This is a genomic window from Ancylobacter pratisalsi (genome assembly GCF_010669125.1).
In the GTDB taxonomy this organism is placed as follows: Bacteria; Pseudomonadota; Alphaproteobacteria; order Rhizobiales; family Xanthobacteraceae; genus Ancylobacter; species Ancylobacter pratisalsi.
Genome location: NZ_CP048630.1, coordinates 2263226 through 2278359, shown reverse-complemented (window position 1 = coordinate 2278359; position 15134 = coordinate 2263226). Strand labels below are relative to the sequence as shown.

Genomic DNA, 15134 nt, shown 5'->3' with positions numbered 1-15134 from the left:
TTCAGGCGCCCGAACGCCGGCGCCAATGAACGCGCGGCTCATCTTGCCGGCCGCAAAGCAAAAAGGGCCGCCTCCCGGAGGAAGCGGCCCTTTTCTTCAAAACGATGGCCTGAAAATCAGGCGGCAACCTTCTTGGCGCGACCGCGGCCCTTGGCCGGAACCGGCGCGACCGGCTTCTTGCGCTGCTGACCCAGGCCCATCTTCTTGGCCAGGTTCGAGCGCGCCTCGGCATAACTGGGAGCCACCATCGGATAATCGTTCGGCAGACCCCACTTCGCCCGATATTCCTCGGGAGTCATGTTGTACTTGGTGCGCAGATGACGCTTCAGGGACTTGAACTTCAGCCCATCCTCGAGACAGATGATGTACTCGGGCGTCACCGACTTCTTGACCGGGATCGCAGGCTTCAGAACTTCTTCGACGACGACCGGCTCAGGGGCGCTCAGGCGAAGCAGCGCGCCGTGAACCTTGGCAATCAGGTCGGGAAGCTCGGCGGCGGGAACTGAATTGTTACCGACAAAAGCCGCGACGACATCCGCAGTGAGCCCCAGATAGTCAACCGACGAGCTATCTTGTTCCGACATTTATTGCCTCCATTGATGAGATGGCCTGATGTAACATCATCCATCAAAACGTCAATCAATATTCAAGCAGAAGCAGATTCTGCTCGAAGATGAAAGCGTCCCGCTAAGCGCCATATCAATCCGGAGACCACTACCCGCCACAGTTGAAATGTGATGACAAAGTGGCGATCGGCATCTCAGGAGATATATTCGCATACATTCGGAAAACGGCAGACCTTCCCGGAAAATCCAATGCAATGCATAGTTTCATTGGATTCAATTTCAAACTGCATACGCTGGCGCCGTTTCATTCAAATACGCCGCGCGCTTAAACGTAAATGTGATCGAAGAACGCGCGCTCCAGCGCCACGGCGCGACGAAAGAACGCTGCCGCAGCCCGCCGGCTGTCATCATCCGCGGCCTCGCCGACACGATCCAGCTCCTCGCGCAGCCAGTTCACGAAGCTCCGGAACCCGTCATTGTTGTGCAGCGTGATCCACTCGGCGTGGATGAAATCACCCGGCAGGACCGCGCCGGGACGGTCGGCCCAATCGAGATAAAGCCACTCGGCAACGGTGAGCACGGCGAGGCAGCTGGCATAATGGCCGCTCTCGGCGGCGTCACGCATCAGCGTCTGGAAACCCGAGGTCGGGGCGCTGACGACCGGGTGCGAGCGCTCGGCCGGGGGCACACCGAGCGCATCGAACGCGCGCTCGAAATAGGTGTTCTCGTCGCTGGTGATCATCGCCGCGAACTGGGCGAAGCGAATGCGAGAGTCGAAAGTGTCCGCCGTTGCGATGGCCATGCCGATCAAGGCCACGAAACGGTCGATGAACTGATAGTCCTGAACAAGATAACGCCGCATCACATCCGCTGGCACCGCACCGCGAAAGATCTCGTCGACGAAACGATGATTGCGGGAGGCGTTCCAGTCGTCGCTATTCTCGTCTCGCAGCATCTCGGTGAAGCGGGTCATGGACACTCCTTGGTCATGTTTCCGACCGGCAGATCAGGGGCGGCCGATCTTCTTCGGCAGCCTCTATGACCGCTGCATGTCCAAACGTCGAGGCTGCCTGCGCAAAGTTGCATCACATTCGAATGGTCTGCCCGCCATCCACAACCAGTACGTGTCCATTGACGAAAGAAGCCTCGTCGGAAGCCAGAAAAACCGCCGCCGGCCCGATCTCATGCGGGCGCCCCCACCGCCCGACAGGTACCCGGACATCGACGAAGGACGAGAAGGCGGCATCGTTCACGAGTGATTCGTTGGTCTCGGTGGCGAACATGCCGGGCGCGATGGCGTTGCTGGTGATTCCGCTGCGGGCGTAGTCGACCGCCAGCGACCGCATCAGCCCGGTCAGTCCAGCCTTCGCGGCGGTGTAGACCGGATCATGGCGGTTGGCGACATGCCCCGCAATCGAGGTTACCGCGATCAGCCGGCCATGGCCGCGGGCCGCCATCCGCTCCGCCGCCTCGCGCGCCAGCATCATCGGCGCGATCAGATCCGTCGCGATGAGCGCCGCCGCCTCCTCGGGCAGGAAGTCCTTGAGCGGGCGCCGGTCGCGGGCGCCAACATTGTTGATCAGGATGTCGAGCCGGCCGAACCGGGCCTCGATCTCGGCGAGCGCGTCACGCCCGGCCGCGATATCCGACACGTCGAAAGGCAGCGCCGACACCTGCGCCCCGGTCGCGGCCGCAATCGCCTCGGCCGCGGCATTCAGCGGCGCGGCGCGGCGGCTGTTGATCACCACCCTCGCGCCCGCGCCGGCCAGCGCCCGCGCCATTTCAAACCCGAGGCCACGGCTGCCGCCGGTCACCAGCGCCACGCGACCCTCAAGACGAAAGGCTGGGCGGAACGTGGAGTGAGAAACAGATGGCATGAGGCCCTCGCGATGATTGACGACGAGGCAATGTGGGCTCCGGGGAGCGCGCGCACCACCCGCTTTCGCCATGACGCCTGCACCATCACAGGAGGCTCTTGACCACGCAACCGAGTCACTGTACCGATCGGTAAAGTTTCAAAGCTCAGGGAGCGAGCCCCGGATGCGTCACTATCTGCACCGCCACCAGCCGCCGCACCGGCCCCACGTCGCCCTGCTCGCCGGGATCGGGGCCATGCTTGCGATCGGCGTCACCGGCGCGCTGAGCTTTCACGCCAATGTGCCGCTGCTTGTGGCGCCGTTCGGGGCAAGCTGTGTTCTGCTGTTTTCGGTTCCCGGCAGTCCGCTGTCGCAGCCGGCCAATGTGATTGGCGGCCATCTCGTGGCCACGACCGCCGCGCTGGCACTGCACATGGTGTTGCCGGGGACCTGGTGGGCGGCGGCAATTGCGGTCGGCCTGGCGATCTCGCTCATGGCACTGCTGCGCATCACCCACCCCCCGGCGGGCGCCGACCCGCTGGTGGTGTTTGCGACCGATCCGACCTGGGCCTTCCTGGTGATGCCGGTTGGGATCGGCGCGCTGGTGCTGGTCGCCATCGCCGTCGGATTTCATCGCATGACCGGTACGGTCTATCCGCTGAAGGCGCCCTGATGATCCGCCCTGTCGCCGGGCGCGAACAGATTGTCGCCCGGCTCGGCGAATTGTTCCGCGAGCACGGCTATGAGGGCGCCAGCCTCTCCTTGATCTCGGCCCGCACCGGCCTTGGCAAGGGAAGCCTCTATCACTTCTTCCCCGGCGGAAAAGAAGAGATGGCCGGCGCCGTACTTGCCGACATCGACGGCTGGTTCGAGCGCGAGATCTTCGCCCCGCTGCGGCAGGACGACGCCGTACCGGCCATCGCCGACATGTTCGACGCCGTCGACCGCTACTTTCAGTCCGGCCGGCGGGCCTGCCTTGTCGGCGCTTTCGCCCTCGGGCAGACGCGCGGGCGTTTCGCGGTTGTCATCGAAGCCTATTTCTGGCGCTGGCAGGGGGCGCTCGCCAACGCGCTGGCGCGCGCCGGCCACCGCGCCGATGCGGCAAGGGACCTTGCCGAGGAGGTCGTCGGCGGCATCCAGGGCGGGCTCATCCTTGCCCATGCGCTCGACGACGACACGGTGTTCACGCGCGCCCTTGCCCGGCTCCGCGCGCGCTGCGCCATTACAGGCTGAGCCATCCGCGTTTGCAGCTATCGCCGGCAGCGATGATCGTGCGAAATTACCCGGCCCGCCTAGGGTGGACGGTATCTGGCACCGGATTCGCATGCGCGGAAATTAGTTGGAATTGGCTTCTGGGAGTTCGTCATGCCGCTCATTCGGAACAGCTACGGCAAGGGCCACGTGCGCATCATGCGCGTCAACCGCGACAGTGCCCGCCATGAGGTGCGCGAGCTAACGGTGGAGGTTCTGCTGACCGGCGCCTTCGACCCCTCCTATACCGTCGGCGACAACAGCTCCGTCATCGCCACCGACTCGGTCAAGAACATCGTCAACATTGTTGCCCGCGATAATGTGGGCGCGGAGAATGAAGTCTTCGCCGGTATCCTCGCCCGCTATTTCCTCGACCACTACGCGCATGTGAGCAGCGTCGAGATCACCGCGACCGAGACGAAGTGGGCGCGCATCCCGATCGAGGGCGCCCCTCACGACCACGCCTTCGTGCTCGACGGCAACGGAAAACCCTTCATCAACCTCACCGCGACGCGCGAGGACAGCGTCCTCACCTCGGGTGTTCTTGGCTTCACCTTCCTCAAGACCACCCGTTCCGGCTGGGAGAACTTCTGGGTCGACGAGGTCACCACGCTCAAGCCGACCGCTGACCGCATCTTCTCGACGGCCATGGACGCCACCTGGGAGTGGTCCGCCGTTCCCGCCTCCTACGCCGACGCCAATGCCGCCGTCATTGAAGCCGCGCTCAAGGTCTTTGCCACGACCTACAGCCCGGGGGTCCAGAACACCATGTACCTGATGGGGGAGGCGGTGCTGGCGGCCGTGCCCGAAATCGCCGAGATCTCGATGGCCTGCCCCAACAAGCACTATCTGCCGATCGACCTCTCCCCCTTCGGGCGTGCCTTCGACGGCCAGGTCTTCACCCCGACCGACGAGCCGCACGGCCAGATCGCCTGTACAGTCGGGCGCGGCTGAGCGGTATCGGACAGGTCATGGACCTCAATACGGTAAAGGCCGTCGTGAGACCGCGCGGGCGCGAGGAACTGGCCGGCTTGCGCCCCGGCGATGCTCTGCTCGCGGGCGGCACCTGGCTGTTTTCCGAACCGCAGCCAAAGGTCAAGCGGCTCATCGACCTGAACGACCTTAACTGGGCGCCGATGAGGGCCGATGAGGCCGGCCTCACCCTCGCCGCCACCTGCACCATCGCCACGCTCTACGGCTTCGAGCCGCCGCCGGCATGGCCGGCCGCGCAGCTGATTCCCGAGTGCTGCCGTTCGTTCCTGGCCTCGTTCAAAATCTGGAACATGGCGACGGTGGGCGGAAACATCTGCCTCTCCCTGCCGGCGGGACCGATGATCTCGCTCTGCGCCGCGCTCGACGGGATCTGCGTGATCTGGATGCCGGACGGGTCGGAACGGCGGATGAGCCTGCTGGATTTCGTGCGCGGCCCAATGGATAACGCGCTCGAGCCGGACGAAATCCTGCGCGCGGTCGAGATCCCGGCCGAGGCGCTGCGCCGCTCCGCCGCGCTGCGCCGCGCCTCGCTCACCCCGCTCGGCCGCTCCGGCGCGCTGATCATCGGGACACGGGCGCGCGAGGGCGCGTTCGCCCTGACGGTCACCGCCGCCACCCGGCATCCGGTACGGATCGACTTCGACGCCATTCCCGGCCGTGCCGCGCTGATGAGTGCCATCGACAATGCGATACCCGATACGCTCTATTATGACGACATACATGGCCGACCGGATTGGCGCCGGCACATGACCCGACTTCTCGCGGAAGAAGTCCGCGAGGAACTGATGGAGGCGGCCGCTTGAGCTTTCTCATCAACGGAAAGCTCCATGATGCCGAGCCTCGGCCCGGCCAATGCCTGCGCACATTCCTGCGCGAACGGGGCATGCTCGGCGTGAAGAAGGGCTGCGACGCGGGCGATTGCGGCGCCTGCACGGTGCATCTGGACGGGCGGCCCGTGCATAGCTGCCTGATCCCCGCCCATCGCGCCGCCGATCGCAGCGTCGTCACCATCGAGGGGCTCGCCGAAACGGCGCCGGACCTTGCGTCCGACACGTCCTCCGACGGTTCGCCCGGCAACCATCTGCATCCCATGCAGCGGGCCTTTCTCGACGCGCAGGGTTTCCAGTGCGGCTTCTGCACGGCTGGGATGGTGATGACCGCCGCCGCCCTCGACCAGGCGCAGAAGCAGGATCTGCCCAATGCGCTGAAGGGCAATCTGTGCCGCTGCACCGGCTATCGCGCCATTGCCGATGCGGTCGCCGGCCTGTGCCATGTGGAACGAGACGCGCCGGGCACCGCCAGCGGGCGCAATCTGCCGGCCCCGGCCGGCCAGGCCATCGTGACCGGCGCGGCCCGCTACACCATGGACGTGATGCCGGAAGGCGCGCTCGACGGGCTTCTGCACATGAAGATCCTGCGCGCGCCGCACCCCCATGCCCGGATACTGCGCATCGATACCGCGGCCGCGCAGGCTTCGCCGGGCGTGGTGGCGATTCTGACGCATGAGGACGCACCGGCCGCCCATTTCTCGACCGCACGCCACCACCACGCCACCGACGACGTCGACGACACCCGGATCCTCGACCCCGTCATCCGCTTCATCGGCCAGCGCGTCGCCGCCGTGATCGCCACCAGCGAGGCGGCGGCTGAAGCCGCCCGTGACCTGATCGATGTCGACTATGAGCTGCTCCCCGCGATCTTCGACCCCGAGAAAGCAATCGCGCCCGGCGCCCCGCTGCTGCACGCCGACAAGACGACGTCGTCGCGGATCGCCGATCCGGGACGCAACATCGTCGCCGAAGTCCATGGGGGGGTGGGCGATATCGACGCCGGTTTCGCCGAGGCCGACGTCATCCACGAGGCGACCTACGAAACCCAGCGTGTTCAGCATGCCCATCTGGAGACCCATGGCTGCATAGGCTGGCGCGATGCGCGCGGGCGGCTCAACGTGCGCACGAGCTCCCAGACCCCGTTTCTCACCCGCGACGCCCTCGCCACTCTGTTCGACCTGCCGCGCGAGGAGGTTCGCGTCTTCGCCGAACGCGTCGGCGGCGGATTCGGCGGCAAGCAGGAGATGCTCACCGAGGACATCGTCGCGCTCGCCGTGCTCAAAACCGGACGGCCGGTAAAACTGGAATTCACCCGCGCCGAGCAGTTCGCCGCCTCAACCACCCGCCACCCCTTTCGCGTCACGCTGAAAGTCGGCGCGAGGCGGAACGGCCGGCTCACCGCCATCGCCATGCGCATGGTCTCCAACACCGGTGCCTATGGCAATCACGGCACGGGCGTGCTGTTCCATGGCGCCGGCGAATGCATCGCGCTCTATCGCTGCCCGAACAAGCGCGTCGACGGCATGGCCGTGTACACCAACACGGTGCCGAGCGGCGCCTTTCGCGGCTATGGCCTGAGCCAGACCATCTTCGCGGTCGAATCCGCCATGGACGAGCTGGCTGGGAGGCTCGGCATCGACCCCTTCGCGTTCCGGCGGCTCAATGTCATCGGGCCGCACGATCCCATGACCTCCCACGACGACGGGCCGCACGATGTCGAGATGGGCAGCTATGGGCTCGATCAATGCCTCGACCATGTCGAGCAGACGATAGGCCAGCCGCTCACCCTCTCGGAGGAACCGCGCGGCGATGACTGGCTGATCGGGCGCGGCGTCGGGGCGGCGATGATCGACACCATCCCCCCGCGCGGCCATGTCGGCGAGACGCGCCTCGTGCTTGCGCCTGACGGGAGGTACGAGCTCAACACCGGCACGGCGGAATTCGGCAACGGCACCACCACCGTGCACCGCCAGATCGCCGCGACGCTGCTCGGGACAACGGCTGAGCAGATCCGCGTCCGCCAGTCCGATACCGACTATGTCGGCCACGACACCGGGGCCTATGGCTCGACCGGCACCGTGGTCGCCGGCGAAGCCACGCGCCGTGCGGCCGAGACGCTGGCCACTCTCATCCGGCAGGCGGCGGCGGCACGCAGCGAGGTTCCCGCCGAGCACTGCCGGATCGAAGCCGATGTCGTACTGGCCGGCGATGCGCGTCTGCCCCTTGGCGCTCTCGCGCCACTGGAGGCGACCGGTCATGCCGTCGGCTCACCGCGTTCCGTCGCGTTCAATGTGCAGGGCTTCATCGTCGCCGTGCATCGTCGCACCGGCGAGATCCGCATCCTGCGCTCGGTCCATGGCGCGGACGCCGGCACCGTCATCAATCCGATGCAGTGTCGGGGCCAGATTGAAGGCGGCGTGGCGCAGGCGCTGGGCGCGGCACTTTACGAGAATCTGACCATCGACGCCGGCGGCGCGGTGTCGAACCCCTCATTTCGCGGCTACCACATCCCGGCCTTCGCCGATGTGCCCCGCACTGAAGTGTTCTTCGCCGATACCCATGACACGGTGGGTCCCCTCGGCGCCAAATCGATGAGCGAAAGCCCGTACAACCCGGTTGCGCCGGCACTCGCCAACGCCATTTTCGACGCCACCGGCGTGCGGCTCAGGGCGACCCCGTTCAAGGCAGACATGCTGTTCGCCCTGCTCCCCGACCAGAAGGACGCCGACCAAGAGGACATGCCGTGAGCGACCGCCTTAGCCTCGATACCCTTAATGGCCTTGACGAACCCGGCTTCGTCGCGGCTCTCGACGGCGTCTTCGAACACGCCCCGTGGATCGCGGCGGCGGCCTATGGCGAGCGCCCCTTCGCCAGCGTGGCGGCGCTGCATGAGGCGCTGATGGCGGCGGTATGGATCGCGCCCACCGACCAGCAGATCGCCTTCGTCTCGGCCCATCCCGATCTCGCGGGAAAGGCGGCACGCGCGGGAGACATCGCGCCCGCGTCCGTCAGCGAGCAGGCCGGGCTCGGGTTGGACCGGCTATCGGACGCCGAATATGCGCGCTTTGAGACCCTGAACGCGGCCTATCGGGAGCGCTTCGGCTTTCCCTTCGTCGTCTGCGTGCGCCGACTGACACGCGACGCGGTGCTCGCCGCCTTCGAGCGTCGCCTCGCGCATTCCCCCGAGGTCGAACTCGCCACCGCGCTGGCCGAGATCGGCCATATCACCCGCCTTCGCCTTGTCGAGCGGGTGGAGGGGCCCGGCATGCCCCTCATCGCGGGCCGGCTCTCCACTCATGTGCTCGACACCCACAAGGGTGGGCCGGCGCAGGATGTGCGCGTCGAACTCTACGAGGTCGGCGCCTCCGGCCGGGCCCGGCTCAAGGAAGCGCTCACCAACGCCGACGGGCGGACCGATGGGCCGCTGCTCTCCGGTGCGCCGCTGCGCACCGGCACCTATGAGCTGGTGTTCCATATCGGCGCCTATTTCGCCACACGCGGGCTGGCGCTCCCCGGCCAGCCCTTTCTCGACCAGGTGCCGATCCGTTTCGGCATCGATGATCCGGAAGGCCACTATCACGTGCCGCTGGTGGTGACGCCCTGGAGCTACTCGACCTATCGCGGAAGCTGAGCAAGGCCGGTTAATCCGAGGTCGGCCCCCCACGCCTCTCACACCGGCGATTGTGCGACGCACCATGCCAATGACGCGGCGAAGCAATGAGTTTCGTTGAATATTGCTTCACATCACGTCATGGTTACCAAAGAGTAAAGATCCTTGCACCGGGACTCCCCCCATGACCTTGGCGCGGCACGTTCGGCGGATGAGACTTTTTGTCAGGTATTACCTGCTTGGCACCGCACAGGTGCATGGCATGCATAATATTCCCGAAAGTGACGCGACCGATCGATGCCTGTTTTTTGCGTCATCCGGTTCGTCCGATCACTGAGGCAAAGATCTCATCGGGTATCGGGAAGGTGACAGCCCGAGCACCGAGGCGCCGGGCGCCGCTTATGATGTCTGTGTCTAGGCCATGGTGAGACGGCGTACCGCATCGCGCCAGCCCTCAAGCTTTTGCTCGCGCGTCGCCGCCGGCATGGCCGGCGTGAAATGCCGCTCCAGCCGCCACATATCGGCAAAATGCCCCGGGGTCGGAAACAGGCCGACGCGGTAGCCGGCGACATAGGCGGCGCCGAGCGCCGTCGTCTCGCGCACGGCCGGCCGGTCGACCGGGGCGGCGAGGATGTCGGCGAGGCGCTGCATGGCGAGATTCGACGCGCTCATGCCGCCATCGACGCGCAGCACGGTCGGCACCGACCCCGCACCCGCATCCGCCCAGTCCGCATGCATCGCATCAATGAGATCGGCGGTCTGGTAGCAGACGCTTTCCAACGTCGCGAGGGCGATCTCCGCGCCGGTGGTGGCACGGGTGAGACCGAACATCGCGCCGCGAACATCCGGGTTCCAGTGCGGCGCGCCAAGGCCGACGAAGGCCGGCACCAGATAGACGTTCTGCGCCGGGTCGGCGGCCTCCGCCAGTTTCTCGCTCTCTTCCGAGCTGTCGATGATGCCCAGGCCATCCCGCAGCCACTGCACGGCGGCACCCGCCACGAAGATCGAGCCTTCGAGCGCGTAGCTGCGCTGCCCGTCGATCTGGTACGCGATGGTGCTGAGCAACCGGTTCGCCGAGGTGACAACGGTTTCGCCAGTGTTCAGAAGCGCGAAGCAGCCGGTACCATAGGTCGACTTGATCATGCCCGGCTGGAAGCAGGCCTGACCGATCGTAGCCGCCTGCTGGTCGCCGGCCACGCCGCGGATCGGGATCGGCGCGCCGAACAGTTCAGGCAGGGCGGTGCCGAAATCATCGGCGCATTCCTTCACCTCCGGCAACAGGGAGCGCGGCACGCCGAACAGGGCGAGCATGTCGTCATCCCACTGGCCGGTGCGGATATCGAGCAGCGAGGTCCGCGAGGCATTCGTGACATCGGTCGCGTGCACCTTGCCGCCGGTCAGCCGCCACAGCAGCCAGCTGTCAACCGTTCCGAATGCGAGTTCGCCCCGCTTCGCCCGCGCCCGCGCACCAGGCACATGGTCGAGGATCCAGCCGATCTTGGTGGCCGAAAAGTAGGGATCGAGGATGAGCCCGGTGCGCGCGCTCACCAGCGCCTCGTGCCCCTCGGCCTTCAGCCGCGCGCAGTGCGCGGCCGTGCGCCGGTCCTGCCAGACGATGGCGCGGTAGATCGCCTGACCGGTCTTGCGGTCCCAGACCACCACGGTCTCGCGCTGGTTGGTAATGCCGATCGCGGCGATGTCCGCCGGCCCCGCGCCGGCCTCGGCCATAACCCGGCGGCAGGTTTCGAGCGTCGTGCTCCACAGATCCTCGGCCTCGTGCTCAACCCAGCCCGAGGACGGGAAATGCTGCGCGAACTCTTGCTGGGCCTGCGCGGCGATGCGGGTGTCGGGACGGAAAAGGATCGCCCGCGAGGAGGTGGTGCCCTGATCGATGGCCAGAATGTAGGAACTCATGCCGGCACGCTCCCGCTCGTGCGGGCGGCATTGGAGATCTCGTCCGCCGCCCGGTGCATGAAGGCGTCCAGCGACGCCGTTTGCTCGGCCGAGAAATGCAGGCCGAGCTTCGAGCGGCGCCACAGCACATCCTCGGCCGTGCGCGCCCATTCTTCACGCATCAGATAGCGCACTTCCGCCTCGGTGAGGTCGGCACCGAACACGGTGCCAAGGTCAGACGGCCCCTGGGCCTCGTCGAGAATGCGCATGGCGCGCGTGCCGTAGCTCTGCACAAGACGCCGCGCGAGCCCATCGTCCAGCCAGCTGTGCGCACGGCGAAGCTGGCCTTCGATCCGCGCCCGGTCGCCCACCCCGAAATCGCCGCCGGGCAGTGGCGCCTTGCCGGTCCAGGAGGCGGTGGAGGCGGACGCAAGATAGGGCGCCAGCTTCTGCATCGCGTGTTCGGCCAGCCGGCGATAGGTGGTGATCTTGCCACCGAAGACCGAGAGCACGGGCACGCGCCCGTCGGCGTCGTCCAGCTCCAACACATAGTCGCGCGTGGCTTCCTGGGCCTTGGAGGCGCCATCGTCATAAAGCGGGCGCACCCCGGAATAGGTCCACACCACCTCGCCGGGCGTCACCGGCACGCGGAAATACTCGCTGGCCGCGGTGCAGAGATAGGCAATCTCCTCTTCGCTCGCGGATGGCTTGCCGGGCGTACGGCCCCATTCGCGATCCGTGGTGCCGATCAGCGTGAAGTCGTCATGATATGGGATGGCGAAGATGATGCGCCCGTCGGGATTCTGGAAGATATAGGCCCGGTCGTGCTCATAGAGTTTGCGCACCACGATGTGGCTGCCCTGAACCAGACGGACCGAGGCTGGCGAATTGACGCCGGCGACCCCGGCCAGCACCTCATGGACCCACGGTCCGGCGGCATTGACCAGCACGCGGGCGTGAACGAGATGGCGCGCGCCGCCTTCCTCCACCTCGATCCGCCAGAACCCCGGTTCGCGGCGTGCCGAGACGACACGGGAGCCGTGGCGCATGTCAGCGCCGCGCTCGGCGGCATCCAGCGCATTGAGAATGACCAGCCGGCTGTCATCCACCCAGCAGTCGGAATACTCAAAGCCGCGTCGATAGCCCTCGCGCAGCGGCACGCCGGCCGGGTCCCGCACCAGGTCCAGCGTGCGGGTCGCGGGCAGCAGCTTGCGCCCGCCGAGATGGTCGTAGATGAACAGGCCAAGACGCAGCAGCCAGGCTGGCCGCAGGCCCTTCTGGTGGGGCAGCACAAGACGCAGCGGGCCAATGATGTGGGGCGCGATCTTCCACAGCACTTCGCGTTCGGTGAGCGCCTCGCGCACCAGCCGGAACTCGTACTGCTCAAGATAGCGCAACCCGCCATGGATCAGCTTGGTGGAGGCCGACGAGGTGGCGCTGGCGAAATCGCCCTGCTCGAACAGCACCACCGAGGCGCCCCGCCCGGCGGCATCGCGGGCAATGCCGCAACCGTTCACCCCGCCGCCGATGATGGCGATATCGTAGACCGGGTCCGTGCCCTTTAGATTCACGCGGCGTCTCCACACATGCGTGGTCGGCGGCCGACGCTTTCGGTATCCGCCCCGGGTGACGCTATACGGGTCGAATGATGGATTTCAATGCTTTGACCGAAACTAATCGGCGGTCCGGGCGCTATCCGCGCCTCAGCGCGGGCGTAGCGCGTCGCGCCCGCGCTGCTTCAGTGCATCGACGGAAGTGAGCCCCATCAGCGCCAGCGTGATGTCCACCTCCTCCGCAAGATGGTCGATGATGCGCGCGACGCCGGCCTCGCCGCCGGCCGCCAGTCCATAGACATAGGCCCGGCCGAGCAGCACGCCGGACGCCCCCAGCGCCAGCGCCTTGACGATGTCGGCCCCGCGCCGGACGCCTCCATCGAACAGGATCTCCAGGTCGCCGGCCAGCGCCTCGGCAATCGCAGGAAGGGCCGCGATGGTGGAGGCCGCCCCGTCGAGCTGACGCCCGCCATGATTGGAGACGACGATGGCGTCGGCACCGGCCCGGTGCGCGAGACGTGCGTCCTCCGGGGACAGAATGCCCTTCAGAACCAGCTTTCCATCCCAGCGCGCACGCAGCCAGTCCACATCCTTCCAGGACAGGCGGGTATCGATTCGCCGCGAGAGATTGCTGGCCTGCTCCAGCACGCCCTTGCCGAATTCGGGACGGTGCTTGACCGCGCCGACCTGAGGCAGGCCCGCGCGCGCCATGTCCAGACACCAGGCCGGGCGGGTCGCCAGCCGCAGGGCCAGCGAGGGGGTGATGCGCGTGAGCGAGCGAAAGCCATTGCGCACGTCGCGCTCGCGCACGGCGGTGATAGCGGTGTCGACCGTGAGGTAGAGGGTTTCGACCCCCGCCGCGCGGGCCTGCGCGATCAGCTCCTCGCCGATGGCGCGATCGGACATGACATAGAGCTGGAACTGCAGCGGGCCCGTGGTCGCGGCGCGCAATTCGGTCAGCGAGGCGATGGAGAAGGTGGACAGGCACAGCGGAATTCCCGCCGCCGCCGCCGCCCGCGCCGCCGCCATCTCGCCCCCGCCGGCGTACAGCCCCAAAAATCCCACCGGCCCCAGCATGAAGGGCAGACGATGGCGCTGGCCGAGGAAGCCGGTGGAGAGATCACGCTGCGAGATGTCGTTGAGAACGCGCTGTACCAGCGTCCAGCGGCCGTAATCCTCGCGGTTTGCCCTGAGCGTTTCCTCCGCAAAGGCACCGCCATCGACATAATCGAAGAAGATCCTTGGCAGCCGGCGCTCGGCGGCGCGGCGGGCATCCGCGACGTTGATGAGGCTCATTGCGGACCGTCCGGATCGATTCGGTCGAGGAAACGGGTCACGACGTCTTCTCCTGTCACGGGTTCGGAGCCGACCATGACGGCGACGGAAAAGGCGATCAAGGAGGAGAGCGGGGTATGCGTGCGCGCGCCGGCACGCAGGTTCATCACCAGGGTCGGGCACAGGAACAGCGCCAGGCGGATGACGGCGCGCCAGTCGGCCGGCAACATGCCACGCGCCTTCAGTTCCGCGAGCAGCGGGCGCCAGATGCCGTCCGCCTTCACGTCCAGCAACGCGGCGCGAACGGGCGTAATCTCCCAGTCGCTTTCCACCACGATATGGCCCGGTTCAAGCCGCGCTTTTGCGGTGAACCGCGTGCTCGCGAGGTCGGGGTCATAGAGCCAGAACGGATGGGCGAAGATGTTGTGAAACGTCGTCTTTACCTCCGCCAGCAGGGTCGGCACGCCGGCGCCGGCGAAGGCCGGGTCGAAGAAGGACAGGCGGGCGCCGTCGCTGCCTTGCGAGAACCACACATTGGCGTTGTGCGCGTCGCCATGGGCGACCACCCCGCCGGCATCGGCGAGACGCTCGGGGCGCAGCCGGGCCTCGGCGGCGTCGAAGATCTGCCCGAGGGTCGACGCATAGGTGATGGCGTTGACGGTGAAACGCCGCGTCGAGAGATCGTTCCAGTCGAGCGTCACGCCGGGAAAGGCGAACGGCTTTCCCACATAGAATTCGCCATATCGCCCAGCGGGATAGCGCGGAGGAAGCCCCTCTCCGACGCGCTCGATCAGACGTTCATGGAACAGGCGGTGGATCGGCTCGGCGGCGGCTTCGGCAGGCGTGATCGGGTGGAGGGTCGCGAGATAGGTCGCCAGCAGGGCGGCGCCCAGATCCTTCTCGGCCGCCACCGCGCTGCCGCGCCCGGCGGCATCGTCGGATAGGTCAAGTGCCCGCAATATATCGGAAAATCGCGGCTCGTCGCGGCGGCGATAGACCAGGATCTGCTCCCCCGGCTCCGCGCTCATATGCACCGGCTGGTCCACCGGCAGGCCGGCGCGGGCGAGGATGTCGGCGCGGTAATACTCGCCCGCCATCGCCTCCTCGCCCTCCTCCTGATGAAACTTGAAGAAGAAGGCGCCGCCGGAGCCGTCCTCGCCCTGCGTGTCGAAGAACCCGTTCAGCGAATTGAGACTGTAGCGGTCGTGATTGATCTTTAGATTCAACGGCTTGATGGCGAACAGGTCGCCCAGCAACGCGGCCAGCAGGGCCTCCGCCTGCCTCGGGTCGCGCTGGGCGAGCGCGCG

The 15134-nt window shown here is 66.6% G+C and carries 13 protein-coding genes; 6 read left to right on the top strand and 7 right to left on the bottom strand.

Translation table 11 applies throughout. The features are described 5' to 3' along the window. Window positions 1-116: 116 nt before the first annotated feature. From G3A50_RS10810 to G3A50_RS10800, 3 genes are all read right to left on the bottom strand, one after another. Window positions 117-584, bottom strand: a complete 468-nt coding sequence (locus tag G3A50_RS10810; RefSeq protein WP_163075295.1) for a Ros/MucR family transcriptional regulator — start codon at window positions 582-584, stop codon at window positions 117-119. Window positions 585-891: 307 nt separating this feature from the next. Then, a complete protein-coding gene (locus G3A50_RS10805; RefSeq protein ID WP_163075294.1) occupies window positions 892-1539 on the bottom strand; it encodes a TenA family protein in 648 nt (215 codons plus the stop codon). 112 nt (window positions 1540-1651) lie between these two features. Next, window positions 1652-2443 carry an SDR family oxidoreductase gene (locus tag G3A50_RS10800; RefSeq protein WP_163075293.1) on the bottom strand — a complete coding sequence of 264 codons (792 nt, stop codon included), beginning with the start codon at window positions 2441-2443 and terminating at the stop codon, window positions 1652-1654. Window positions 2444-2606: 163 nt separating this feature from the next. Between G3A50_RS10800 and G3A50_RS10795 the strand changes: the two genes are divergently transcribed. The 6 genes from G3A50_RS10795 (at window position 2607) to uraD (ending at window position 9127) form a co-directional block, all read left to right on the top strand. Further along, window positions 2607-3095, top strand: a complete 489-nt coding sequence (locus tag G3A50_RS10795) for an HPP family protein (protein ID WP_163075292.1) — start codon at window positions 2607-2609, stop codon at window positions 3093-3095. Further along, window positions 3095-3655, top strand: coding sequence for a TetR/AcrR family transcriptional regulator (locus G3A50_RS10790; protein WP_163075291.1), 561 nt, complete (start codon window positions 3095-3097; stop codon window positions 3653-3655). The genes G3A50_RS10795 and G3A50_RS10790 overlap by 1 nt, the downstream gene beginning before the upstream one ends. 132 nt (window positions 3656-3787) lie before the next feature. Then, complete coding sequence (gene pucL, locus G3A50_RS10785; RefSeq protein ID WP_163075290.1) at window positions 3788-4627, top strand: factor-independent urate hydroxylase; 840 nt, start codon at window positions 3788-3790, stop codon at window positions 4625-4627. A gap of 17 nt (window positions 4628-4644) precedes the next feature. Next, window positions 4645-5469: an FAD binding domain-containing protein gene (locus G3A50_RS10780; protein WP_163075289.1), complete on the top strand. Its 825-nt coding sequence runs from the start codon at window positions 4645-4647 to the stop codon at window positions 5467-5469. Next, the gene (locus G3A50_RS10775; protein ID WP_163075288.1) at window positions 5466-8243 is read left to right on the top strand and encodes a molybdopterin-dependent oxidoreductase; all 2778 of its coding nucleotides are present in this window, start codon (window positions 5466-5468) and stop codon (window positions 8241-8243) included. Before G3A50_RS10780 ends, G3A50_RS10775 begins: the two co-directional genes overlap by 4 nt. Next, window positions 8240-9127 carry a 2-oxo-4-hydroxy-4-carboxy-5-ureidoimidazoline decarboxylase gene (uraD, locus tag G3A50_RS10770; protein ID WP_163075287.1) on the top strand — a complete coding sequence of 296 codons (888 nt, stop codon included), beginning with the start codon at window positions 8240-8242 and terminating at the stop codon, window positions 9125-9127. Before G3A50_RS10775 ends, uraD begins: the two co-directional genes overlap by 4 nt. A gap of 393 nt (window positions 9128-9520) precedes the next feature. On the opposite strand, the gene glpK is transcribed toward uraD, so the two are convergent. The 4 genes from glpK to G3A50_RS10750 form a co-directional block, all read right to left on the bottom strand. Continuing rightward, window positions 9521-11020, bottom strand: a complete 1500-nt coding sequence (gene glpK / locus G3A50_RS10765; protein ID WP_163075286.1) for a glycerol kinase GlpK — start codon at window positions 11018-11020, stop codon at window positions 9521-9523. Then, window positions 11017-12570 carry a glycerol-3-phosphate dehydrogenase gene (gene glpD / locus G3A50_RS10760; RefSeq protein WP_163075285.1) on the bottom strand — a complete coding sequence of 518 codons (1554 nt, stop codon included), beginning with the start codon at window positions 12568-12570 and terminating at the stop codon, window positions 11017-11019. Before glpD ends, glpK begins: the two co-directional genes overlap by 4 nt. Before the next feature lie 132 nt (window positions 12571-12702). Then, window positions 12703-13848 (bottom strand): alpha-hydroxy acid oxidase, encoded by a 1146-nt coding sequence (locus G3A50_RS10755; protein WP_163075284.1) that lies wholly within the window; start codon window positions 13846-13848, stop codon window positions 12703-12705. Beyond that, window positions 13845-15095 carry a phosphotransferase gene (locus tag G3A50_RS10750; protein WP_425483472.1) on the bottom strand — a complete coding sequence of 417 codons (1251 nt, stop codon included), beginning with the start codon at window positions 15093-15095 and terminating at the stop codon, window positions 13845-13847. The genes G3A50_RS10755 and G3A50_RS10750 overlap by 4 nt, the downstream gene beginning before the upstream one ends. Between the last annotated feature and the right edge of the window lie 39 nt (window positions 15096-15134).